Below are 23,720 nucleotides of genomic sequence, written 5' to 3' on the forward strand. Positions count from 1 at the left end.
GGGTGCCGCATCGACGGGGCGCTGCGTCAATTCGGCGCCGCGTCAACTCCGCAGGCCGTCAGCGCACCCGTCCGGGTGCACCCGACTCGCGCCGTCGACGGGGCGCGCTTCTCATGGGGTGTGATGCGACACACACCTTGAGGAGGGACCTTCATGCCCGCAGCCGCCCGTGCTCGTTGGGTCCTCGCCGTTGCGACGTCCGTGGTCCTGGTGGCCACCGGGTGCAGCAGCGGCGGTGGAGGCAGCAGTTCGTCGGACACCAGCAAGACCTTCAGCTACCAGAGCAATGAGCCGCAGAACCCGCTGCAACCCGCCAACGCGAACGAGGTCGGCGGTGGCCGCATCATCCAGAACCTCTTCAAGGGGCTGGTCGACTACAACCCCAGCAACGCCCAGCTCCGCATGCAGGTCGCGAGCGCGATCGACACCAGCGACTCCCAGACCTTCACCGTCACGCTGAACGACGGCTGGACGTTCCACGACGGCACCCCCGTGCAGGCCAAGAACTTCGTCGACGCCTGGAACTGGGCCGCCAACCCGGCGAACAACCAGATCAACAGCTCCTGGTTCTCGGACATCGAGGGCTACCAGGACGTCCACCCGGCCAGCGGCAGTCCGACCACGGCCAAGATGTCCGGGCTGACCGTCACGGACAACCTGCACTTCACCATCAAGCTGAACCACAAGGTCTCGTACTTCGAGTACAAGCTCGGCTACATCGCCTTCTCGCCGCTGCCGGAGGCCTTCTTCAACGACCCGGCGGGGTACGGGCAGAAGCCGGTGGGCAACGGCCCGTACCAGTTCGTCAGCTGGGCGCACAACACCCAGGTGGTCACCAAGTCCTACCCGGGCTACAAGGGCGTGGACAAGCCGAAGAACGGCGGCATCGTCTTCAAGATGTACACCACGTCCGAGGCCGCCTACGCCGACCTGCAGTCCAACAACCTCGACGTGATGGACCAGGTCCCGCCGTCCGCGCTGGCGACGTACAAGAGCGACCTCGGCGACCGGGCGGTGGACTCCCCGCAGGGTGCCATCCAGAACATCGGCTTCACGCTCTACCAGGCCGACTGGGCCGCGCCCGAGAAGGCCCAGGTGCGTCAGGGCCTGTCGATGGCCATCGACCGCGCGACCATCACCAAGACCGTGCTGCAGGGCTCCCGGGCGCCGGCCAGCGCCTGGGTCGCCGAGGGCGTCCAGGGCTACAAGGCCGGAACCTGCGGGGACTTCTGCAACTTCGACGTCGCCAAGGCCAAGCAGCTGATCCAGCAGGGCGGCGGCGTCCCCGGCAACAAGGTGCTGATCACCTACAACGCGGACGGCGGCCACAAGGAGTGGGTCGACGCGGTCTGCAACTCGATCCGGCAGAACACCGGCGTCGACTGCCTCGGCGACCCGAAGCCGGACTTCAAGACCGCCCGCCAGGCCATCACCTCGCACCAGCTCAACGGCGCGTTCCGCACCGGCTGGGTCCAGGACTACCCCCTGAACGCCAACTTCCTGGCCGACGTGTACCGCACCGGCGCCGCCTCCAACGACACCGGCTACAGCAACCCCCAGTTCGACCAGATGTCCACCCAGGCCGACGAGGCCGCGAGCGTCAGCGACTCGACGACCGGTTACCAGCAGGCCGAGGCCGTGCTCGCGTCCGGCATGCCGACCATCCCGCTCTGGTACTACCGCACCAACTCGGGCTACTCGACCAAGGTGCAGAACGTGGCCTTCGACTCCTTCGGCAACCCGGCCTGGACGCAGGTCGAGGTCAAGGGCTGACGCCCCGGCCCTGATCCCCTCGCGCCGGCCCCGCCCTCCCCGCACGGAGGGCGGGGCCCGGTCTCCCGGCCGGCCGGCTCCCCCGGTCGGGCACCTAGGAAGGAGGCCCGGATGGGCAGTTACGTGCTGCGGCGGGTGCTGCAGATGATTCCGGTGTTCTTCGGCACCACGTTCCTGATCTTCGTGATGGTCTACACGCTGCCGGGTGACCCGGTGGTGGCGCTGTTCGGCGACAAGGCCGCCGACCCGTCCGTGGTCGCGAACATCAAGCACACGTACTACCTGGACCAGCCACTCTGGAAGCAGTACCTGCACTACATGGGGAACCTCTTCCAGGGGGACTTCGGCACCAGCTTCACCGGCCGCCCGGTCGCCGACATCATGGCGGACGCCTTCCCGGTCACCATCCGGCTGGCACTGCTGGCCTTCGCCTTCGAGATCGTCGTGGGCCTCGCCTTCGGCGTGGTCTCCGGGCTGAAGCGCGGCAGCATCGCGGACACCCTGGTGCTGGTCCTGACCCTGGTGGTGATCTCGATCCCGGTCTTCGTGCTCGCCTACATCGCCCAGACGGTGTTCGCCACCAACCTGGGCTGGACCACGCCGACGGTGCAGGACAGCTACGACCTCACCCAGCTGGTCCTGCCGGCGGTCGTCCTGGCCTCGCTCTCGCTCGCGTTCGTCGCCCGGCTCACCCGGACCTCCATCGGTGAGAACCTGCGGGCCGACTACATCCGCACCGCGACCGCCAAGGGCCTGCCCCGGCGGACCATCATCACCCGCCACCTGCTGCGCAACTCGCTGATCCCCGTGATCACCTTCCTGGGCACCGACCTCGGCGCGCTGATGGGCGGGGCGATCGTCACCGAGGGCATCTTCAACGTGCAGGGCATCGGCAACGTCCTGTACCGGGCGATCAACCAGAAGGAAGGCCCGACCGTGGTCGGCATCGTGACCGTGCTGGTGATCATCTACCTGGTCGCCAGCCTGCTCGTCGACCTGCTCTACGCGGTCCTGGACCCGAGGATCCGCTATGCCTGACATCCACGACGAGGACTCGTACGAACGGCACCCCAAGCCGGGCGTGGACCGCCTGGACTTCGCGGGGGAGCAGGGCATGGCGGTCGAGCAGGAGACCCTGGTCGAACCCGACGTGGTGAAGCGGGAGCAGGCCCGCAGCCTCTGGGGCGACGCCTGGCGGGACCTGCGGCGGCGGCCGATCTTCCTGATCTCGGTGCTGCTGATCGTCCTGCTGGTGCTCATGGCGATCTTCCCGTGGGCCTTCACCGACGCCAACCCGCGCAAGGCCGACCTGGTGCACGACTACCTCAAGCGGCCCGACTGGACGGACTTCTTCGGCGCCGGCTGGTTCGGCTACGACGCCCAGGGACGGTCCATCTACGCCCGGGTGGTCTACGGCGCCCGCGCCTCGATCACCGTCGGCATCGTCGTGACCGTCGGGGTCACCCTGCTCGGCGGGCTGACCGGCATGGTCGCCGGGTACTTCGGCGGAGCCGTCGACGCGGTGATCTCCCGGATCATCGACATCTTCTTCGGCATCCCGCTGCTGCTCGGCGCCCTGGTGCTGTTGAACGGCTTCGCCAGCCGTACGGTCTGGGCCGTGGTGTTCGCGCTGGTCGTCCTCGGCTGGACCCAGATCGCCCGCGTCATGCGCGGCGCGGTGCTGACCGTCAAACAGTCCGACTACGTGGTGGCGGGCCGGGCGCTCGGGGCCGGGACCGGACGGCTGATGTTCCGGCACATCCTGCCGAACGCGGTCGCGCCGGTGATCGTGGTGGCGACCATCGCGCTCGGCGGCTACATCGCCACCGAGGCGACGCTGAGCTTCCTCGGCATCGGCCTGCAGGAACCGACCATCTCCTGGGGCATCGACATCTCCTCCGCCCAGAAGGTGATCCGGACCGCGCCGTACGTGATGTTCTTCCCGGCCGCGGCACTGTCCATCACCGTGCTGGCCTTCATCATGATGGGCGACGCGGTGCGCGACGCCCTCGATCCGAAGCTTCGCTGAGCGAGGGGAGCACACCGTGGGTACAGCGGCGCAGACCACCGAGCGCGAGCGTGGGGCACCGTACGAGGGGCCGCTGCTCGACGTGCGGGACCTGCACGTCGAGTTCGTCACCAGGGACGGCGTCGCCAAGGCCGTGAACGGGGTCAACTACTCCGTCTCGGCCGGCGAGACGCTGGCCGTGCTGGGCGAGTCCGGCTCCGGCAAGTCGGTGACCGCCCAGGCGATCATGGGCATCCTGGACATGCCGCCGGCCCGGATCCCGCGCGGCGAGATCCGCTTCCGGGGCCAGGACATGCTGAAGATGGGCAAGGAGGAGCGGCGCCGGATCCGCGGTGGGCGGATCGCGATGATCTTCCAGGACGCGCTGTCCTCCCTCAACCCGGTGCTGTCGGTGGGCTTCCAGCTCAGCGAGATGTTCCGGGCCCACCGGGGCGCCTCCCGCAAGGAGGCGAAGGCCAAGGCCGTCGAGCTGATGGACCGGGTGCGCATCCCGGCGGCCAAGGACCGGGTGAACGACTACCCGCACCAGTTCTCGGGCGGCATGCGCCAGCGCATCATGATCGCGATGGCGCTGGCGCTGGAGCCGGACCTGATCATCGCGGACGAGCCCACCACCGCCCTGGACGTCACCGTGCAGGCCCAGGTGATGGACCTGTTGGCCGAGCTCCAGGCCGAGTTCCACATGGGTCTGATCCTGATCACCCACGACCTCGGCGTGGTCGCCGACGTCGCGGACAAGATCGCCGTGATGTACGCCGGCCGGATCGTCGAGACGGCCCCGGTCCACGACCTGTACGCGCGCCCCGCGCACCCGTACACCCGGGGCCTGCTGGACTCCATCCCCCGGCTGGACCAGAAGGGCCAGGAGCTCTACGCCATCAAGGGCCTGCCGCCCAATCTGCTGCGGATCCCCCCGGGCTGCGCCTTCAACCCGCGCTGCCCCCGGGCGCAGGACGTCTGCCGGGCCGAGGTGCCGGAGCTGTTCCCCGTCACCGAGGAGGACGGGACGCCGCAGGAGGGGCGCGGCAGCGCCTGCTTCTTCTGGAAGGAGACCCTCCATGACCGCTGACGGGGCCGGCGCACTGGGCGCGGCGATGCCGGAGGAGGTCGCCTTCGCACAGGAGGTGCCGCGCGGCGAGCCGATCCTGGAGGTCAAGGACCTGGTCAAGCACTTCCCGCTGACCCAGGGTGTGCTGTTCAGGAAGCAGGTCGGTGCGGTCAAGGCGGTCGACGGGGTCAGCTTCGACCTGATGCAGGGCGAGACGCTCGGCATCGTCGGCGAGTCCGGCTGCGGGAAGTCCACGCTGGCCAAGGTGCTGATGAACCTGGAGCCGGCCACTGGGGGCTCGGTCCGGTACAAGGGGGAGGAGATCTCCCGGTTGTCCGGTGCGGCCCTGAAGGCCGTCCGGCGCAACATCCAGATGGTGTTCCAGGACCCGTACACCTCGCTCAACCCGCGCATGACGGTCGGCGACATCATCGGTGAGCCGTACGAGATCCACCCCGAGGTGGCGCCCAGAGGCGACCGCCGCAAGGCCGTCCAGGACCTGCTGGACGTGGTCGGGCTCAACCCGGAGTACATCAACCGGTACCCGCACCAGTTCTCCGGTGGCCAGCGCCAGCGCATCGGCATCGCACGGGGGTTGGCGCTCAAGCCGGAGATCATCATCTGCGACGAGCCGGTCTCCGCGCTGGACGTCTCCGTCCAGGCGCAGGTGATCAACCTGCTGGAGCAGCTGCAGGGCGAGTTCAACCTGTCGTACATGTTCATCGCCCACGACCTCTCCATCGTCCGGCACATCTCGGACCGGGTGGGGGTGATGTACCTGGGCAAGATGGTCGAGATCGGCAGCGACCTGGAGATCTACGACCACGCGACCCACCCGTACACCCAGGCGCTGCTCTCCGCGGTGCCGGTCCCGGACCCGACGGCGCGCGAGACCCGGGACCGGATCGTGCTCACCGGGGACGTGCCCTCGCCGGCCAACCCGCCCTCGGGGTGCCGGTTCCGCACCCGCTGCTGGAAGGCGCAGGAGCGGTGCGCGGTGGAGGTGCCGCTGCTGGCCGCGCCGACCTGGCTGGAGGGGGCGGCGGTGCACGACTCGGCGTGTCACTTCGCGGCGGAGCGCGAGATCGGGCGGGGCGCGGCGGAGCGCGAGCCTGAGCAGGGTACGGACTGACCCCGCGCACCCCAGGGCGCGTCCTCGCACCGAGGGCGCGCCCTTCGCCGTGATGGAACCGAGATCTGCCGCGCACTCCCCAAGTGCGGCCAGTTCCTTGATAGTTGCACTGCGCCTGTCGATGGTCGCGGCTGCGCTGAGGAGGGCTGCCCGGATGGATGCGGTCGAGGTGGTCGGCGGCGGACGGGAGAACCTGGTGCCCGGGACCCCGTTGCTGGAGGTCGAGGACCTGCACATCGAGTTCCACACCCAGGACGGCGTCGCCAAGGCCGTCAACGGGGTGAGCTACTCGGTCGCGGCGGGGGAGACGCTGGCGGTGCTGGGCGAGTCCGGCTCCGGCAAGTCGGTGACGGCGCAGGCGATCATGGGCATCCTGGACGTGCCGCCCGGCCGGATCACCTCGGGGCGGATCCTGTTCCGGGGCGAGGACCTGCTGACCATGAGCCCCAGGCACCGTCGGACGGTCCGGGGCCGGCAGATCGCGATGATCTTCCAGGACGCGCTGTCCGCCCTCAACCCGGTGCTCAGCGTGGGCTACCAGCTCGGCGAGATGTTCCGGGCGCACCAGGGGCTCTCGCGGGCCGAGGCGAAGACCAAGGCCGTCGAGCTGATGGACCGGGTGCGCATCCCCGCCGCCAAGCAGCGGGTCGGCGACTACCCGCACCAGTTCTCCGGCGGCATGCGCCAGCGCATCATGATCGCCATGGCGCTCTCCATGGAGCCCGACCTGATCATCGCCGACGAGCCCACCACCGCCCTGGACGTCACCGTCCAGGCCCAGGTGATGGATCTGCTGGCCGAGCTCCAGGCCGAGTTCAACATGGGCCTGATCCTGATCACCCACGACCTCGGCGTGGTCGCCGACGTCGCGGACAAGATCGCGGTGATGTACGCGGGTCGGATCGTCGAGAGCGCCCCCGTGCACGAGCTGTACGCGCGCCCGGCCCACCCGTACACCCGGGGCCTGCTGGCCTCCATCCCGCGGCTGGACCAGAAGGGCCAGGACCTGCACGCCATCAAGGGCCTACCGCCCAGCCTGCTGCGCATCCCGGAGGGCTGTGCGTTCAACCCCCGCTGCGACCGGGTGCAGGACCGCTGCCTGACCGAACTCCCGGCGCTGGTACCGGTGGCGGACGAGGACGGGGCCGAGCTGCCGGGCCGCCGCAGCGCCTGCCACTACTGGCGGGAGATCCTGCACGGCTGAGCCGGGCCGCTACTTGGTGAAGCCGACGTTCTCCCAGACGATGTCGGACAGGCCCTGGGCGCCGATGTTGGCGAGGTCGCCGCGGGCGCCGTACAGCTGGGGGCGCTGGTAGAGCGGCAGGATCCCGGCCACCTTCCAGAGCTCGCCGTCGGCCTGGTTGATCGCCTCGGAGGCGGTGCCGGCGTCGGCCGCGGCGGCCGCCTGGTCGAGCGCGGCGTCCACCGCGGAGCTGCCCGCACCGGAGCGGTTGGCGGCGCTGTTCTGGACGAAGGTGGCGCGGCTGCCGCTGGCCGGGAACGGGGTGCCGATCAGCGCGTAGACGGCGAGGTCGAAGTCGTGGCGGTAGACGTACTTGGTGAAGAATTCGCTGGGGGTGGCGGTCACCGGGGTGACCTTGATGCCGACGTCCTTGAGCATCTTCGACACGGAGGTCGTCTCGTTCTGGGCCACGTCGACCCCGGCGGGCACGACCATCCGCAGGTTCAGCTCGTGGCCGTCCTTCTTGCGCACGTCGCCGTCGAGCTTCCAGCCCGCCGCGTCCAGCTTGCGGGCGGCCTCGGCCGGGTCGAAGCGGGACAGGCCGAGGGAGTTGTCGCGGTAGCCGTTCTGGTTGGCGACCAGCAGGTGGTTGTTGAGCGGGACGGCGGGCCAGTCCAGGCCGTTGAGGTCGGAGCGGATCAGGGCGTCCCGGTTGATCGCCTGGAAGACGGCCTGGCGGACGGTCGCGTCGGAGAGCAGGGAGCTGCGGGCGTTCAGGGTGAGCTGCCGGAAGTCCGGTCCGCCGGCCCGGCGCACGGCGGCGCCCTTGGTGCTCTTGATGACCTGGTAGCCGGCCAGGTCCGGGCCGCTGTTGAGGAGGTCGATCTCGCCCTTGGCGAAGGCGGCGCGGGTCGCGTCGGGCAGCAGGGCGTGGAAGACGATCCGGTCGAGCATCGGCTTGTCGCCCCACCAGGCCGGGTCGGCGACCAGGGTGACGGTCTGTGCGGCGGGGTCCAGCCGTTCGACCTTGAAGGGGCCGGCGGTGAGCGGGATGGCGTCCAGATAGGCCGAGTTGAACAGGTCCGGGGTGGCGACCTTGCTCGCGGGCAGCAGCGGGGCGTTGGCGGCGCCGTTGAACATCGACTGCCACTCGGAGAACGGCCGGTCGAAGGTCATCACGGCCTGGAAGTCGTCCTTGCCCCGCTCGACCGAGGTGACCAGCTCGAATCCGGAGGTGCTGGAGGGCCGGTAGGCCGGGTCCTTGCCGTTCAGGGCGTGCCAGTCGGCCTCGATGTCGCGCCAGGTGATCGGGGTGCCGTCGGACCAGTGGGCCTTGGGGTTGAGCGTCCAGGTGACCACCTGGTGGCCGTCCCTGACCTCGGCGTGGGCCTCCTGGAGGTAGGCCGGATTGACGGTCTGGGTGCCGGCCGCGTCCGAGCGGAAGAAGGTCGGCAGCAGCGGCTTGCTGACCGCGATGGTCGAGGACTCGCTGCCGTCGGTCTGGATCGGCGACCACTGGTGGGAGAACTGGGTGATCGCCAGGTTCAGGGTGCCGCCCTGGCGCAGCTGGGCGCGGTCGTGGGCGTTGATGTCGACCGAGGTCAGCTTGGGTATCCCGGTGGCGCCCGGCAGGGCGTCCGGGGCGGGGGCGTCCTGCCCGGAGGAGCAGGAGCAGAGCGCGAGGGAGAGCGTCAGGACGGTGAGACCGGCGAGCAGCGCCGTCCGGTGGTGCTGGAGGCGGCGGCGGCCCATCGGCGTGGCTCCCGGGGTGACTGTGACGGATGGTGTGGCGTCACATCTTGCTGACCGGGAGGGGGAGTTGTCGAGGGGCGGGGCCGCCGCATCCGTGCGATGCGGCGACCCCGCCCCTCGTGCGCGCCCGGTTCGTCGGCGGACGGCCCCGGACGGCGTTGCCGTCCGGGGTTCGGCGCCGGACGGCAGGCGTCCGGCGTCCGGCGTCTCAGGCGTCAGGCGACGGTGAACTTGAAGGTGCGGTCCTTGTCGCCGGTCTTGTCGAACAGCGAGGTGACGGCGTCCGCGACGTCCTGCGGGGTGATCGCGGCGGTCTGGCCGTTCTTCTTGGCCTTCACCTTGTCGAACGCGCCGTTGAGCTGCGAGTTCAGCGCGTCGAGGTCCCACTTGGGCGTGATCTTGCCGGAGGCGTCCGGGACCAGGGTGAGCGCCTTGGCGGCGGTCTTCGGGCCGAAGTCCCAGGACTTGGCACCGGCCGCGAGGTGGATCTTCCCGTTGGTCACCTGCTTGCCGAGGCTGTCCGCGGCGGCCTGGAGAGCCTGGGTGGAGACCTTGGGCTGGGCGGCCGTGACGGCCAGGGCGATCGGCTGGTCGGGCTTGCCGGCGGCGCGGTCGCGGTAGGCCTGCTCGATCACGTCCAGCGCGGCGTTGGTGTCCACCGCCTGGCCGGCCTTGCCGGGGACCACGACCGGGTCGCCGTTGTCGGCGAACTTGACGTAGCCCTCCTGCAGGCCCTGGCCCGAGCCGGCCGCCAGCGAGTCCAGCGCGGCCTTGAGCTTGGCGCGGTCGACCCGGACCTCCGGGGCGACGGCCTTGCTGCCGCCCTGGATCGACTTGATCACGTCGACCGGGTTGTAGCTGTGCGCGGACAGGCCGTCCACGGTGGCCGTGGTGTCGAAGCTCAGCCCGGCGACCGTCGGGTCGAGATCGAGGCTCTGGTCGCCGATCTTGAGCTTGAGCGGCTGCTGCCCGGCCTTGCCGACCGAGGCGTCCAGTGCGTGGATCGCCTGGTCGCGGCCGTTGCCGCCGATGTCCGTGCCGAGCACCACGGTGCCCTTGGGGATGTCGGACTGGTTGAGCATCAGGCCGGTGCCGTACGCGGCCGCGCCGAGGAAGAACACCCCGCCGACGGCGTAGACGCCGAGCTTGACCAGCTTCCTGGCGCCGCCGCGCTTGGCCTTCGCCTTGGCCGGAGCGGCCGGCGCGGGCTTGTCCTTGGCGGGCGCGGGGCCGGCCGAGGGAGCGGGCCCGGGGACGGCGCCGGGGAGGAACGGGGCGGCGGAACCGGGGTCGCCCGGCGCGGCCTGGGGGCCAGCGGCCGGCAGCGGGGTGACCTCGGTGGCCTCGGGGTCGCGGCGGGCCTTCCGGGGGCCGCCCGGGACGGGCTGCGGGGCCGGCTGGGGCGCGCCCGGGAAGAGCCCGCCCGGGCCCGCCGGGGTGGCGAAGGGGTCCTGGCCGGGGGCGGCCGGGCGCTGGGTGGCGAACGGGTCGGTGCCGGTCGGGGCCGAGGCGAACAGGCCCGGCTGCGGGCGGCCGTCGGCGCCGTGCGGGGCGCCGCCGCGGTCCAGGCCGGGTATGGCGGCCGGGGGCTGGGCGTGCTCGCGGATCGGCGCGAAGCCGTCCACGGAGGTGTCCTCCGGGTTGGGCTCGGCCGGCCGGAAGCCGCCCTGCGGCAGCCCGCCCTGCTGCGGCCCGCTCTGCTGGGGGTTGCGCTGCGGCAGCCCGCCCTGCTGCGGCGCCGACTGCTGCGGACGGCCGCCGCGCGGGCCGCGCTGGTCGCGTCGGCCGGGCGCACCGGCCTCGGGTCCGGTCGGCGCGAACGGGTCGCTGACCGGCGCGAACGGGTCGGCGGCCTCGTACACCCCGGGCTCCCCGTCCGGGGCCCCGGCGCCGTACGGCGAGGCGGGGGCGGCCGGGGTGGGTGCGGCGCCCTGCTGCGGGGCCTTGCCCTGGGCGGGCAGCGGACGGCCGTTCGGCCGCGCGGCACCGGCGGCCGGAGCCGGGCGGGCGCCGTTCGGGGCGGCCTGCGGACGGGCCTCGGCGGCGGTGCCGGGCGCGACCGGGGACTCCGGTGCGCTCGGGGCGCCGACCGACACGGTGGCCGGGGCGGGCTCGGCGGCCGGGGCCTTCTTCTGCCGCGGCCGGAACCACGCACCGGTGGACTCGGCCTCCGAGGTCGCCGGCGGGATCGGCGGGATCTGCCACTCCGGCGGCAGGTTCGGCGGGGTGGCCGAGCCGGCGCCGCCGTCCATCACGCCGAGGACGGGCGAGGCGGGCGCGGAGCGGTGCCGCGGGCCGCCGGGCTCGGCGGACGGCGCCGGGTCGGCCGGGCCGTCCTCGCCGCGGGCGGTCTCGTTCCTGACGGTGCTGCGGACCACGACCGGCGGGATCGGGCGCGAGCCGGGGATGTTGATCCGCACCCGGGTGGTCAGGGTGGTCTCGGTCTTCGGGCCGTCGTCCTCGCCGCCCGACCCGGTGTCGGCGCCGACCGCGGCCCGGTCGCCACCGGGGCCCGCCGGGGTGCCGTAGGGCGGCGTGCCCGACGGGTAGGCGTCCGGGCCCGTGCGCCGGGGCGTCGGGTTGGCGTTGTCAGATTCGCGGCTGCTCAATGCTGCTCTGCTCCGGGTTCGCGGGCGGGCCGTGCGGCGCGACCGCGGTTCGTGGTCGCCGGGCCTGGGGCAAACGGCGGTCGGGTACGACGTACTGCGGGACCACCATACTGGGAAGAACTGAGCGGTGAACGGCTTCGGACAGATCCTGATACGTCCGGTTCCTCCGGTATGAGAGTACGGCGGAGTGGTCCTGACTGCGCGTTGTGCGCGCTACCGTACGCGGCCGTCCGCCCGGTTCAGCGAGGGGGGTTGGGCACGCCCGGGAACCAGCTGGTGCGGGTGGGCAGGGTGGCGCAGATCACGCCCAGGATCGAGCCGACGAACAGCCAGGCCAGCGATGTGGCGTTGGACCACAGCACGTTGTCGCCCTCCGGTCGCGGCACCATCATCAGCAGCATCGCCAGGAACCAGCCGCCCGCGGGCAGTGCGGCGCCCAGCCGGGTGCCGGTGACCCGCAGTCCGGCGTAGAAGGTCGCGGCGGTGGCGGCGAGCGCCAGCAGAACTCCCACGGGCGGCCACAGGGCCTGCACAAAGGATCCGCACACCGACACCGCGATGCCCAGCAGGAAGAACAGGACATAAGCCGCGATCCGGGCGGCGCGCGGGGGTTGGGGCTCGGCCAGCCGCTCCTCGCGGGTGCCGAGGGCGGCCACCGCGATCGAGCGGCTCTTCGGCTTGGCGGCGGGCGCGGTCATCGGGCGGTCCCCTCGCTCGGGATCGGGTCGGCTGCCCGGCCCGTCGGGTCGGTCGCCGGGCCCGCGGCGTCGGTGTCGAGGCCCGCGAAGAGGTCGCGCTCGGGCCGTTCCGGTCCGGCCTGGCCGCGCACCAACTGGTAGTACTCGGTGGCGAACAGCGGCTGGCCGAGGTGGTTGGAGAGCGCGAAGGAGGCGCCGGCCACGGTGATCTGGGTGGCGTGCGCGGTCAGCGCCGCGGCCTTGGCCGCGGCGTACCCGGTGCCGTCCAGCACGGTGGTGACCACCTCGTCGGCCACCACCCCGGGGACGTCGGCGGGCCGGGCGACGCCCGGGAACGCCGCCTCGGCGGCGGTCGCGGCGAGCCCGGCGTCGAGCACCGTGCGGGGCATCCGGTTCCAGTACACCTTGGCGATCCGCCAGGCGGCGCCCAGCTCGGGGCGGTGCGCCGGGTCGGCGGCCAGCTCGTACGCGCGCATCGCGACCCGGTGCGCCTGGATGTGGTCCGGGTGCCCGTAGCCGCCGTTCTCGTCGTACGTGACCAGCACCTGCGGCCGCACCTCGCGGACCACGGCGACCAGGTGGTCCGCCGCCTCGTCCACGTCCGCCCGCCAGAAGCAGCCGGGGGCGTCGTTCTCGGGCACGCCCATCATCCCGGAGTCGCGGTAGCGCCCCGGCCCGCCGAGGAAGCGGAAGTCCGTGACGCCGAGGGCGCGCATGGCCCCGGTCAGCTCGCCGATCCGGTGGGCGCCGAGGGTGTCGTCCCGATCGGCCGTCAGGTGGGCGAGCCCGGGCGGGATCACCTCGCCGCCCTCGCCGAGGGTGCAGGTCACCAGCGTCACCCGGGCGCCCTCGGCGGCGTACCTGGCCATGGTGGCGCCGTTGCCGATCGACTCGTCGTCGGGATGGGCGTGCACCAGGAGGAGGCGGCGGCCGGTAGTCGCGGTCATGGGAGGAAGCCTAACGACCGCGGCTGCGGGGTCAGAGCTTCAGGCCGTTGATCATTCCGGCGAGGTTGCTGGTGACCTGGCTGATCGACGGCGCGATCGAGCTGGAGGCCAGGTAGAAGCCGAGCAGCGCGCAGACGATGGCGTGCGCCAGCTTGAGACCGGAGCGGCGGATCAGCACCACCACGATGACGAGCATCAGCACGGCTGCGGAGATGTTCATGGCCATGTGGGCTCATACCCCTTCTCGGGTGCCGGCCCTTGGGGAGGGCGGCGGTGGGACCGTACGGGAACCGGGGCCGGGTGACCGGGGCCCGGGACGGGGCCCGACGATCACTCGTCCTGATCAGTCATACCCGATGGGTAAGGGGAGCATTACATTCAGTGAGTCCGCGCGCGCCGGGGTATCGGGGCACTCGTGGGGCGCATGGGCCGGTCGGAGGGGGTATGGGGCCCTTTGGGCATACTCGCGGGTGATGCTCCGAACGAGTGACCGTCAGTCACCCGGCAGTGGGAGCCGGCCGTCGTAGGGTCTGGTGCCATGACCTCCCACACCCCTGCGGACACCTTTCCCCGGCAGTACGCGCGGACCCAGCGCTACACCGTCGGCGCCCCCCGCTCCTTCTCCGTCGTGCCGGACGGCTCGCGGGTCGTCTTCCTCCGCTCCCGTTCGGGCAGCGACCGGGCCAACCTGCTCTGGACCCTCGACACCGCCACCGGCGAGGAGCGGATCGCCGCCGACCCGGCCGTGCTGCTCGGCGGCGGCGAGGAGGACCTCTCGCCGGCCGAGAAGGCGCGCCGCGAGCGCAGCCGGGAGGGCTCGGCCGGCATCGTCGGCTACGCCCTGGACGCCGCCGGCGCCCGGGCCGCCTTCGCGCTGTCCGGCCGCCTGTTCACCGCCGACCTGGCCGCCGGCGGCACCGCGGAACTGCCCGCCGTGGGACCGCTGCTGGACCCGCGGCTGTCCCCGGACGGCGCCCACGTCGCCTACGCCAACACCGCCGGTGAACTGCGGCTGACCCGTACCGACGGCGGCGGCGACCGGGCGCTCGCCGAGCCGGACGGCCCGAACGTCACCTGGGGCCAGGCCGAGTTCATCGCCCAGGAGGAGATCGACCGCGACCGCGGCTTCTGGTGGTCCCCGGACGGCGAGCGGCTGCTGGCCGAGCGCGCCGACGACAGCCCGGTGCGCCGCTGGTGGATCGCCGACCCGGCCAACCCGGACCGCGAGCCCGCCGAGGTCGCCTACCCGGCGGCCGGCACCGCCAACGCCCAGGTCGGGCTCTGGGTGCTCGACCTGCACGGCGGACGCACCGAGGTGGCCTGGGACCACGAGGCCTTCCCGTACCTGGCCCGGGTGCACTGGTCCGAGGGCGGCGTGCCGCTGCTGCTCGTCCAGTCCCGCGACCAGCGCGCCCAGCGGATCCTCGGCCTGGACGTGACCACCGGCGCCACCGAGGTGCTGTTCGAGGAGCGCGACGACGCCTGGCTGGAGGCCTTCCCGGGCGTGCCGGCCTGGACCCCGGACGGCAAGCTGGTCCGGATCTCCGACCACGGCGGGGTGCGGGCGCTGGTGGTCGGCGACCGGGCCGTCACCGGGGCCGACCTGCACGTCCGGTCGGTGGTCGCGGTCACCGCGCGGGAGGTGTTCTTCAGCGCCTCCGGCGGCGTCGGGGAGACCGACCCCGAGCCCGGCTGGATCGCCGTCGGCCGGATCAGCCACGACGGCAAGGACCTGGCCTGGGAGTCCGCCAACGGCCGCCCGTTCACCTCCGTCACCAGCGCGGTGCACGCCGGCGGGATCACCGTCCGGGCCACCGCCGAGCCCGACCTGCCCGGCACGCTGGTGCAGGTCGCCCGCGACCTGCCGGAGGGCGTGGTGGTCGACGACGTCGCCACCGTCGCCTCGTACGCCGAGACCCCGGTCATCACCGCCCGCCCGGTGTTCCGCTTCGCCGGCCAGCGCCGCATCCCGGCCGCCGTCTTCCTGCCCACCGGCTACGACCGCGAGCGCGACGGCCTGCTGCCCGTCCTGATGGACCCGTACGGCGGCCCGCACGGCCAGCGCGTCGTCCAGGCGCACAACCCGCACCTCAACTCGCAGTGGTTCGCCGACCAGGGCTTCGCGGTGGTCGTCGCGGACGGGCGCGGCACCCCCGGGCGCGGACCGGCCTGGGAGAAGTCGATCGCCTTCGACTTCGCCGGCGCCACCCTGGACGACCAGGTGGAGGCCCTGCGGGCACTCGCCGACGAGTTCCCGCTGGACCTCGACCGGGTCGCGATCCGCGGCTGGTCGTACGGCGGCTACCTCGCCGCGCTCGCCGTGCTGCGCCGCCCCGACGTGTTCCACGTGGGGGTCGCCGGGGCGCCGGTGACCGACTGGGAGCTGTACGACACCCACTACACCGAGCGCTACCTGGGCCACCCGGCCGAGCGGCCCGAGGTGTACGAGGCCAACTCGCTGAACAAGTACGCGGCCGGTCTCGAGCGCCCGCTGATGATCATCCACGGCCTCGCCGACGACAACGTGGTGGCCGCCCACACCCTGCGGCTCTCCTCGGCCCTGCTCGCCGCCGGGCGTCCGCACACCGTGCTGCCGCTGTCGGGCGTCACCCACATGACCCCGCAGGAGGAGGTCGCGGAGAACCTGCTGCTGCTCCAGGTCGACTTCGTGAAGCGCTCGCTGGGCCTGTAGGCCCTCCGGGTGGGCCGTCGTGCCTGCGGCATGACATCCGTCATACCGAAGGCACGACGGCCGACACTGCCGCCGCCCCCGGCCCGGGCGGGACCCTGAGGTGGTGCGGACAGCTCCGCACGGGACACCACCAGGAGAGGAGCCGGGCGATGGTTACCGAGGTGGCCGCCTTCCGCGGCGTCGGCAAGAGCTACGGGCGGGTGCGCGCCGTGGAGGGGCTGGACCTCGTGCTGCGGCCGGGCGAGACCGTCGCCCTGCTCGGCCCGAACGGCGCCGGGAAGTCCACCAGCCTGGACCTGCTGCTCGGCCTGCGCGAACCCGACCGGGGCACCGTCACGCTGTTCGGCGGCACCCCGCGGGCGGCGATCGCGGACGGCCGGGTCGGCGCGATGCTGCAGAGCGGCGGGCTGATGACCGACGTCAAGGTCCGCGAGCTGGTCGAGCTCGCCTGCAAGGTCCACCCGCGCGGCCGGTCGGTCACGGGGGTGCTGACCGACGCCGGGATCGAGGAGATCGCCGAGCGCCGGGTCGACAAGCTGTCCGGCGGCCAGGAGCAGCGGGTCCGCTTCGCCCTGGCGATCGCGGGCAACAGCGACCTGATCGTGCTGGACGAGCCCACCACCGGAATGGACGTCAGCGTCCGGCAGGCGTTCTGGGCGAGCATCCGCGCGCAGGCCGACGCCGGGCGCACGGTGCTGTTCGCCACCCACTACCTGGAGGAGGCGGACTCGATCGCCGACCGGGTCCTGGTGCTGCACCGGGGCCGGCTGATCGCCGACGGCAGCTCCGCGGAGATCAAGGCGCGCGCCGGGGCCCGCCGGATCGCCTTCGAACTCCACGATGTGGACGGCGAGTTCGACGAGGCCGTGCTGCGCTCCCTGCCGGGCGTGCAGTCGCTGGACGTCACCGCGCGCGTCCCCGGGGTGCGGACGGTGCGGATCCGGACCGCGGACGCCGACGCCGGCGTCGCGGGGATCTACCGGGCGGGCCTGTACCCGCGCGGGCTGGAGGTCACCGGGGTCGGCCTGGAGCAGGCCTTCCTGACCATCACGGGCGAGCTGGACCGCCGGGCCGACGCCGAGAAGGAGAGCGTGCGATGACCACCCTGATCAAGCTGGAGATCCTGCGGACCCTCCGCAACCGGCGCTACCTGTTTTTCACCGTCCTCTACCCGGCGCTGATGTACGTCTTCTTCATCAACGCCTACGGCTCCGGCAACCAGGCCGGCGGCCTGCCCGTGAAGACCTACTTCATGGTGTCCATGGCCACCTTCGGCGCGGTCGGCGCGGTGCTCACCGGCAGCGCGCAGCGGATCTCGCTGGAGCGCAAGAGCGGCTGGACGCGCCAGCTGCGGCTGACCGCCCTGCCGGGCCGGGCGTACACCGTCGGCAAGATCGCGGCGACCGCGGTGACCACGCTGCCGGCGATCCTGGTGGTCTTCGCGGTCGGGGCGGCCCAGGGCGTCTCGCTGAGCGGGCCGCAGTGGATCGGGCTGGTGGCCGCGCTCTGGCTGGGCAGCTTCGTGTTCGCCGCGCTGGGGGTGGCGCTGGGCTACGCGGCGGCGCCGGACGCGGTGCAGCCGATCGTGATGATCACCTACATGGCGATGGCGCTGCTCGGCGGCACCTGGTTCCCGGTGAGCGGCTCGCTGGAGAAGTTCGCCCGGTTCAACCCGGTGTTCCTGTACAACAAGCTGGCCACCTTCACCCAGCCCGGGCAGTCCCTGGACCTGGCCGCGGTCGCCGGACTGGCCGCCTTCTTCGCGGTGTTCGCGGCCGGTGCAGCGGTGCTGTACCGCCGTGACACCCGCCAGGCATGATGATCGACATGACTGACGTGCGCCGGACCCACCGCACCGACGAGCAGCCGGAGGCGGGTGTGGCGCGCGCCACGCTCATGAACATCCCGGGCAGCCCGGTGGAGACCCGGCGGCAGATGCTGGTCAAGATCGCCTGGATGCTGCTGTGGACGACCTACCTGGCCTACCCGGCCGGCGACCTGATCAACGGCGGCCACAGCCCGGTCGGGCAGGCGCTCGGCTGGGCCTGCCTGGCGGTCTTCCTTGCCTCGTACGTCCTGCTGGTGTTCTTCCGCTCGCAGGCGGGGATGAGGCCGCGGGCCTGCCAGGTGGTCGTCGGGACCATGATCGTGCTCGCGGTGGCCGCCTCCTTCGCGTTCGGCGGCGCGTTCCTGACGATGTTCATCTACGCCTCGGTGAGCCTCGCGGTCATCACCCCGCCGAAGCACGCGCTGCGCGCCCTGGTCGCCATGGCCGCGCTGACCGCCGGGACCGGCCTGGTGATCCACGCCGACTCCGACAACACCACCACCTTCACCCTCAGCGCCTTCCTCTCCGGCGTCGCGATGACCGGCCTGCAGCGACTGGTCGCCACCATGAAGGAGCTGCGCGAGGCCCGGGCCGCCGTCGCCCACCTGGCCGCCTCCGAGGAGCGGCTGCGGCTCGCCCGCGACCTGCACGACCTGCTCGGGCACTCGCTCTCGCTGATCACCCTGAAGAGCGAGCTGGCCGGCCGGTTCATGGACGCGGGCAAGGACGAGGCCGCTCGGGCGCAGGTCGCCGACATCGAGCAGGTCGCCCGGCAGTCGCTGATCGACGTGCGGGAGGCCGTGACCGGCTTCCGCCGCCCCACCCTGCCGGTCGAACTCGCCGCGGCCCGCACCGCCCTGTCCGCCGCGCAGGTCCGGCTGGAGGCCGCGCCGGAGCTGGTGGACGCCTGGCCGTCGCTGGCCGACGAGGAGGCGGGCGCGCTCGCCTGGGCGCTGCGCGAGGCCGTCACCAACATCGTCCGGCACGGCGAGGGCGCCACCGTGTGCACCGTGACGGCCGACGAGAGCTGGGAGGGCGGCGGCGAGCGCTACGCCGTCCTGGAGATCACCGACAACGGGCCCGGCCCGGGCAAGTCCCAGCCGGGGAACGGGCTCTCCGGCCTGGAGGAGCGCCTCGCGCTGGTCGGCGGGCGGCTGGAGACCGGCCCGGGGGAGCGCGGCAAGGGCTTCCGGCTGCGCGCCTCGGTGCCGCTGCGGACCACGGCCGAGCCGTCCGAGCCCTCCAAGGTCGGCTAGCCGCAGGGCAGTTCCAGCAGGGCCTGCGAAGGCCCGCGGGCCGGACGGCAGTCGGGGAACCGACCGGGCGGACCGATCGTTCTGTCGGGCATGTCCGCCGTCCTCATCCTCGGCTTCGACCCGCACACCGTCCCCGGCATGGACGGCGACGGCCTGCGGGCCGTCCTCGACGCCGAACTCGCCCGCTTCGCCGAGCACGGCCTCGACGCGGCGATGACCCTGGTCGCCCCCGACGGGACCGCCGAGCCGGCGATCACCGCCGCCCTCGCCGACCGGGACTGGGACGTCGTGGTCATCGGCGGCGGCATCCGCAAGCCGGAGCCGGCGCTGCCGTTCTTCGAACTCGTCGTCAACCTCGTCCGCCGCCACGCCCCGCAGGCCGCCATCGCCTTCAACACCAGCGGCGCCGACAGCGTCGAGGCCGCCCAGCGCTGGCTGTAGCCGTCAGTGGTACGAGCAAGCGCCCGGCACACGCCTCGTTCCTCCCGATGACACCCGAGGAGGGGGAGGCGGAAGTGCCGTCAACCGCCCGAGGCCGGGCCGACCTCCTACGCAAGCGAGCGGCGGTAGCGGAGGGCCGGGCGGTCGTCGAGGAGGAACTCCTCGACGACTGTGAAGGCGTTGTGGGTGAGGACCGCCATCGAGGCCGGGGGCCTGGCGCGTTCGAAGGCGAGCAGGGCGTCGGCGTGGTCCGGGCGGAGGGGTTCGAGGGTCAGCACGAGGGGATTGTGGCCCGCAGGGCCTCGGTGAGCCAGTCGAATACCTCCTTCAGGCCCTCCGGCACCGGCCAGCCGTTGATGACGGCGAGCAGCTGCCAGTAGCGCTCGGCGCGCGGGTCGTCGGCGGTGGTCAGGCGGTCCAGCAGCCAGGAGCGGAGGGCGGGGTCGTCGGGGCGCTCGAAGGTCTCGGCGTAGGCGGCGGTGAGGGTGTCCAGGACGGGGCCGGCGGCCGGGGAGGAGGGCGCGATGCCCTCGGCCAGGGCCGTGCCGACCACCGTCCGTACGGTCTCGGTCAGTGCCGCGTGCAGCCCTCCCCGGTCGCCGTCCGCCCGTTCGGCGGCCTGGTGCTCGGCCATCCGCCGCACTGCCGCCCGGAAGTCCCGGTCCTGGACGAGTTCGCCCAGCTCGACCCAGGCCTCGACCTGCTCCGGCCTTGGCTCGTCCGGCAGTTCGGGCATTGCCGAGCGCAGCATGGCGACGAACTCGGGGTTGGCGTCCAGGCCGCCGAAGGTCTCGTCGATGAAGTCGTGGACGAGCCGGCGGCGTTCGGTGTCGGACAGTCGGGCGAGCTTGTGCATGAGTGTCATCTCCTCCGGGGTGGACGAACGTTGGGCGACCGCGAGCAGGACGGCCCGGCGCAGCCGCAGGGTGCTGATCTGCACCTCCAGGGCTTCCGCGTGCGCCGCGACGACCTCGTGCAGCGGGGCCTGGCGCTCCAGCACCCGGCGGATCGCGGGCAGGTCGAGCCCGAGTTCGCGCAGGGTGCGGACCAGGTCCAGCCGGGCGAGGGCGTGGATGTCGTAGCGGCGGTAGCCGGCGGCGGTGCGGTCGGTGGGCGGGACCAGTCCGGTGTCGGCGTAGAACCGGATGGCCTTGACGGTGAGTCCGGTGCGCCGGGAGAGGTCGCCGATCGAGTAGAGCGTTTCGCTGCCGTCCATGGGCACCACTGTGGGGTCTCCCCCTGCCGGAGACTCAAGCCCTTTCCCCTCTAAGGTCATGGCCATGGGTAATGCAGAGAACGGCTCCGGGATCCGCGTGCTGCTCGCCGAGGACCAGGGGATGGTCCGGGAGGCGCTGGCGGCGCTGCTCGGGCTGGAGGGGGACATCGACGTCGTGGCGCAGGTCGGCCGCGGCGACGAAGTGGTGGCGGCGGTGCTGGCGAACGACGTGCAGGTCGCCGTGCTGGACATCGAGATGCCGGGCATGACGGGCATCGAGGCGGCCGCCGAACTGCGCCGCCGGGCGCCGGGGACGCGGGTGGTCATCGCGACGACCTTCGGCCGCCCCGGCTACCTGCGCCGGGCGATGGAGTCCGGTGCGGACGCCTTCCTGGTGAAGGACGCGCCCGCGTCCGAGCTGGCCGAGGCGATCCGCCGGGTGCTGCGCGGCGAGCGGGTCATCGACCCGGTGCTGGCGGCGGCCGCGCTGGCCGAGGGCGCCAATCCGCTGACCGCGCGCGAGCGGGACGTGCTGGGGGCGGCCGCGGACGGCGCGGTGAACGCGGACATCGCCAGGCGGCTGCACCTCTCGGAGGGGACGGTCCGCAACTACCTCTCGATGGCGATCCAGAAGACCGAGGCCCGCAACCGCACCGAGGCGGTCCGGATCGCCCGCGAGAAGGGCTGGCTGTGACCGGCTAGTTCAGCCGGTGGCGGGCCGCCCGGGCCTCCTGGCGGACCTTGGCGGCGGCGTCCGGGTCGTAGGCGTCCAGGATCCTCGCGTAGTCGTCCATCTCCGCCGCGCCGCCGAGGAAGTCGCCCATCCGTACCAGGAGTTCGGCCCGTTCCAGGCGGAGCTGGGCCGGGTGCCGGGGGAGCAGCAGGGCGAGTTCGGTGGCCCACAGCTGGGTGCGGGCCTGTTCGGGCCGGTCGGCGGCCCAGGCCCGGATGTTGCCGAGCACCCGCAGCACGATGTCCAGCGGCTGGGCCGGGGTGAGCAGTGCGGGGGTGAAGTCGTGTCCGGAGGCGGCGACCAGGTGCTCGACGTCGGCCGGGTCGAGCAGCCGCCCGCCGTGGAAGGGGTCGGCGAGGACGTACTCCTCGCCGCTGCCCGGGCCGCCGACCGCGACGATGAAGTGGCCGGGCAGGGCGATGCCGTGCACGGTGAGGCCGGCCCGTCGGCCGACGGCCGTCCACACCAGCGAGAGCATGATCGGCAGTCCGCGCCGGCGCCGCAGCACGTCGGGCAGCAGCGAGGACTCCAGCCGCCGGTAGTCGGACTGGCGTCCGTGGAAGCGCTCCCGTCCGCCGAGCACGGCGGCGAGCAGCGCGGCGGTCTCCTCGGGCCCGGACGGCGAGCGTTCGGCCACGGCGAGCCGGACGGCCGCCGCGTGCCGGTCGAGCGCGGCCTCGCAGGCGGCCAGCAGGGTGTCCACGCCGGGCGGTTCGCCCGGATCGCCCGGGTCGAGGACCGGGACGTGCTCGGCGGCGGCGAGCAGGCAGAGCAGCACCGGGTCGGGCTGCTCGGCGCGGGCGGCGGTCCGGAAGCGGTCTCTGCTCTGCTCGGTCACGGTGACGGCGACGGCCTTCGTACGACGGACGGACAAGCGGACATACCAGGATGGAACGGTCGGGCGGCTACTCCTGCGGAAGGAGTGCGTAGTGGTAAGTGTGACTGGTCGTGAAGCCGAGTCCGTCATAGAGCGCCCGCGCACTGTCGTTCTCCGCCTCGACCTGCAGGTACGCGCCACTCGCCCCCTCCTCCGCCGCGCGGGCGGCGAGCACCGCCATGACCGCGGTCGCCAGTCCGGCCCGCCGGGCGTACGGCTGCACCTCGATCGCGCCGAAGCAGGCCCACGGGCCGTCGATGACGCAGCGTCCGATCGCCAGCGGCGGCTGCCCCGGGGCGCCGGGCGCGGTGGCGAACCAGACCGAGGGGCCGCCGTGCAGCACCTGCCGGGCCGCCCCGCGCACCGCCGGGTCCTCGCCCAGCTTTCCGTACAGCGACAGCCAGGCGTCGTCCGCGGTCCGGGCGAGCCGTACGCGGTCGTGCCCGGCGCCGGCCCGGGCCACCGCGGCCAGCGGGGCGGTGCGCACCTGGGTGGGGGAGCGCGGCGGGCCGAGCAGCGGCCGGAGCCGATCGGCCGTCCCGGGGGTGACCACCTCGACCAGGGCGGGCAGCCCGCGCGCCGCGTACCAGCCCCGGACGGCGGCCAGCGCCTGCGGCAGTGGCATGCCCGGGTCGCCGAGTGCCTGGACGGAGTTGGCGCGCCGGGTGAACCCGGCGGCCGCGCGCAGCGTCCACTCGCCGAGCGCCTCCTGTTCGACCCCGGGCCAGCCGCGCCCGGCGGTCCGCTGCAGCTCGACCGGCGTGGCGGCGGGCAGCGGCGCGCGCCGGGCCGGGAACAGCGGCACGACCTTGCCCGCGACCAGCAGCTTCTCCGGGAAGGCGACCGGCCCGCCCGACCGGGGCTCGACCGTCAACCCGTGATCGTCCCACGATGTGAGCACGCCGATCACATCGCGGAACACCGGACGGTCGTCCACGAACTCCGAGAGGCGTCGCACGGAGACCCGAAGTCCCACGTCAGAGCGATCTATCCGGACTTCCGGACGGCGTTCCAGCTGGTCTCGGGTCATGATCCGGCCACCTCCTGTGCATTTGCCTGCTCCGACCCGCGATACTAGGGGCGGGCATCGACGACGCCGCGCTCACCGCGCACGGCAGCAGAACAGAACGGGCCGCCAGGCCCTTCCGAGGAGGAACGACAGCGTGACCTACGTCATCGCGCAGCCTTGTGTCGACGTGAAGGACAAGGCGTGCATCGAAGAGTGCCCGGTTGACTGCATCTACGAGGGCCAGCGTTCCCTCTACATCCACCCGGATGAGTGTGTCGACTGCGGCGCTTGCGAGCCGGTCTGCCCGGTCGAGGCGATCTTCTACGAGGACGACACTCCGGAGGAGTGGAAGGACTACTACAAGGCGAACGTCGAGTTCTTCGACGACCTGGGCTCGCCCGGCGGCGCCTCCAAGCTCGGCCTGATCGAACGGGACCACCCGTTCATCGCCGCGCTGCCGCCGCAGAACGCCGACCACTGACGATCGGTGGCTACTG

Annotated in this window: 22 protein-coding genes; 13 read left to right on the forward strand and 9 right to left on the reverse strand. The window is 72.6% G+C overall.

Annotated features, from left to right (window positions below):
* Positions 1–153 precede the first annotated feature (153 nt).
* The 6 genes from ABTY61_RS18720 (at position 154) to ABTY61_RS18745 (ending at position 7,186) form a co-directional block, all read left to right on the forward strand.
* Entirely contained in the window at positions 154–1,773 is a 1,620-nt protein-coding gene (locus tag ABTY61_RS18720; RefSeq protein ID WP_350506106.1) for a peptide ABC transporter substrate-binding protein, read from the forward strand.
* 111 nt (positions 1,774–1,884) lie between these two features.
* Positions 1,885–2,811 (forward strand): ABC transporter permease, encoded by a 927-nt coding sequence (locus ABTY61_RS18725; RefSeq protein WP_350506107.1) that lies wholly within the window; start codon positions 1,885–1,887, stop codon positions 2,809–2,811.
* Positions 2,812–2,887: 76 nt separating this feature from the next.
* Positions 2,888–3,802 carry an ABC transporter permease gene (locus ABTY61_RS18730; RefSeq protein ID WP_350506176.1) on the forward strand — a complete coding sequence of 305 codons (915 nt, stop codon included), beginning with the start codon at positions 2,888–2,890 and terminating at the stop codon, positions 3,800–3,802.
* A gap of 16 nt (positions 3,803–3,818) precedes the next feature.
* The gene (locus ABTY61_RS18735) at positions 3,819–4,871 is read left to right on the forward strand and encodes an ABC transporter ATP-binding protein (protein ID WP_350506108.1); all 1,053 of its coding nucleotides are present in this window, start codon (positions 3,819–3,821) and stop codon (positions 4,869–4,871) included.
* A gap of 25 nt (positions 4,872–4,896) precedes the next feature.
* Positions 4,897–5,982 (forward strand): ABC transporter ATP-binding protein, encoded by a 1,086-nt coding sequence (locus ABTY61_RS18740; protein ID WP_350506177.1) that lies wholly within the window; start codon positions 4,897–4,899, stop codon positions 5,980–5,982.
* A gap of 154 nt (positions 5,983–6,136) precedes the next feature.
* Entirely contained in the window at positions 6,137–7,186 is a 1,050-nt protein-coding gene (locus tag ABTY61_RS18745) for an ABC transporter ATP-binding protein (RefSeq protein ID WP_350506109.1), read from the forward strand.
* A gap of 9 nt (positions 7,187–7,195) precedes the next feature.
* Here ABTY61_RS18745 and ABTY61_RS18750 read toward each other — a convergent pair whose 3' ends face one another.
* The 5 genes from ABTY61_RS18750 to ABTY61_RS18770 form a co-directional block, all read right to left on the reverse strand.
* Entirely contained in the window at positions 7,196–8,917 is a 1,722-nt protein-coding gene (locus ABTY61_RS18750; RefSeq protein ID WP_350506110.1) for an ABC transporter family substrate-binding protein, read from the reverse strand.
* Between the two features lie 215 nt (positions 8,918–9,132).
* Complete coding sequence (locus tag ABTY61_RS18755) at positions 9,133–11,526, reverse strand: peptidoglycan binding domain-containing protein (RefSeq protein ID WP_350506111.1); 2,394 nt, start codon at positions 11,524–11,526, stop codon at positions 9,133–9,135.
* 239 nt (positions 11,527–11,765) lie between these two features.
* Entirely contained in the window at positions 11,766–12,224 is a 459-nt protein-coding gene (locus tag ABTY61_RS18760) for a DUF6113 family protein (RefSeq protein WP_350506112.1), read from the reverse strand.
* Entirely contained in the window at positions 12,221–13,171 is a 951-nt protein-coding gene (mshB, locus tag ABTY61_RS18765; RefSeq protein WP_350506113.1) for an N-acetyl-1-D-myo-inositol-2-amino-2-deoxy-alpha-D-glucopyranoside deacetylase, read from the reverse strand. Before mshB ends, ABTY61_RS18760 begins: the two co-directional genes overlap by 4 nt.
* A 31-nt stretch (positions 13,172–13,202) precedes the next feature.
* A complete protein-coding gene (locus ABTY61_RS18770) occupies positions 13,203–13,397 on the reverse strand; it encodes a DUF2304 family protein (protein WP_030062563.1) in 195 nt (64 codons plus the stop codon).
* Between the two features lie 312 nt (positions 13,398–13,709).
* On the opposite strand from ABTY61_RS18770, the gene ABTY61_RS18775 reads away from it, so the two are divergent.
* The 5 genes from ABTY61_RS18775 (at position 13,710) to ABTY61_RS18795 (ending at position 19,388) form a co-directional block, all read left to right on the forward strand.
* Entirely contained in the window at positions 13,710–15,863 is a 2,154-nt protein-coding gene (locus ABTY61_RS18775) for a S9 family peptidase (protein WP_350506114.1), read from the forward strand.
* Between the two features lie 149 nt (positions 15,864–16,012).
* Complete coding sequence (locus tag ABTY61_RS18780) at positions 16,013–16,963, forward strand: ABC transporter ATP-binding protein (protein WP_350506115.1); 951 nt, start codon at positions 16,013–16,015, stop codon at positions 16,961–16,963.
* The gene (locus ABTY61_RS18785) at positions 16,960–17,682 is read left to right on the forward strand and encodes an ABC transporter permease (RefSeq protein ID WP_350506116.1); all 723 of its coding nucleotides are present in this window, start codon (positions 16,960–16,962) and stop codon (positions 17,680–17,682) included. The genes ABTY61_RS18780 and ABTY61_RS18785 overlap by 4 nt, the downstream gene beginning before the upstream one ends.
* Before the next feature lie 8 nt (positions 17,683–17,690).
* Positions 17,691–18,947: a sensor histidine kinase gene (locus tag ABTY61_RS18790; protein ID WP_350506117.1), complete on the forward strand. Its 1,257-nt coding sequence runs from the start codon at positions 17,691–17,693 to the stop codon at positions 18,945–18,947.
* 90 nt (positions 18,948–19,037) lie between these two features.
* Positions 19,038–19,388 carry a hypothetical protein gene (locus ABTY61_RS18795; protein WP_350506118.1) on the forward strand — a complete coding sequence of 117 codons (351 nt, stop codon included), beginning with the start codon at positions 19,038–19,040 and terminating at the stop codon, positions 19,386–19,388.
* A gap of 107 nt (positions 19,389–19,495) precedes the next feature.
* On the opposite strand, the gene ABTY61_RS18800 is transcribed toward ABTY61_RS18795, so the two are convergent.
* Both ABTY61_RS18800 and ABTY61_RS18805 read right to left on the reverse strand, forming a co-directional pair.
* Positions 19,496–19,666: a hypothetical protein gene (locus tag ABTY61_RS18800; protein ID WP_350506119.1), complete on the reverse strand. Its 171-nt coding sequence runs from the start codon at positions 19,664–19,666 to the stop codon at positions 19,496–19,498.
* Positions 19,660–20,604, reverse strand: coding sequence for a helix-turn-helix domain-containing protein (locus tag ABTY61_RS18805; RefSeq protein WP_350506120.1), 945 nt, complete (start codon positions 20,602–20,604; stop codon positions 19,660–19,662). The genes ABTY61_RS18800 and ABTY61_RS18805 overlap by 7 nt, the downstream gene beginning before the upstream one ends.
* A 64-nt stretch (positions 20,605–20,668) precedes the next feature.
* Between ABTY61_RS18805 and ABTY61_RS18810 the strand changes: the two genes are divergently transcribed.
* Positions 20,669–21,298 carry a response regulator gene (locus tag ABTY61_RS18810; protein ID WP_350506121.1) on the forward strand — a complete coding sequence of 210 codons (630 nt, stop codon included), beginning with the start codon at positions 20,669–20,671 and terminating at the stop codon, positions 21,296–21,298.
* A gap of 4 nt (positions 21,299–21,302) precedes the next feature.
* Here ABTY61_RS18810 and ABTY61_RS18815 read toward each other — a convergent pair whose 3' ends face one another.
* Complete coding sequence (locus ABTY61_RS18815) at positions 21,303–22,211, reverse strand: transglutaminase family protein (RefSeq protein WP_502895355.1); 909 nt, start codon at positions 22,209–22,211, stop codon at positions 21,303–21,305.
* 31 nt (positions 22,212–22,242) lie between these two features.
* The gene (locus ABTY61_RS18820; RefSeq protein ID WP_350506122.1) at positions 22,243–23,244 is read right to left on the reverse strand and encodes a GNAT family N-acetyltransferase; all 1,002 of its coding nucleotides are present in this window, start codon (positions 23,242–23,244) and stop codon (positions 22,243–22,245) included.
* 133 nt (positions 23,245–23,377) lie between these two features.
* Between ABTY61_RS18820 and fdxA the strand changes: the two genes are divergently transcribed.
* Positions 23,378–23,704, forward strand: coding sequence for a ferredoxin (gene fdxA, locus ABTY61_RS18825; protein ID WP_030287402.1), 327 nt, complete (start codon positions 23,378–23,380; stop codon positions 23,702–23,704).
* The last annotated feature ends 16 nt before the right edge of the window (positions 23,705–23,720 follow it).

Origin of the sequence: Kitasatospora sp. NPDC096128, assembly GCF_040303105.1 — a bacterium.
GTDB lineage: Bacteria > Actinomycetota > Actinomycetes > Streptomycetales > Streptomycetaceae > Kitasatospora.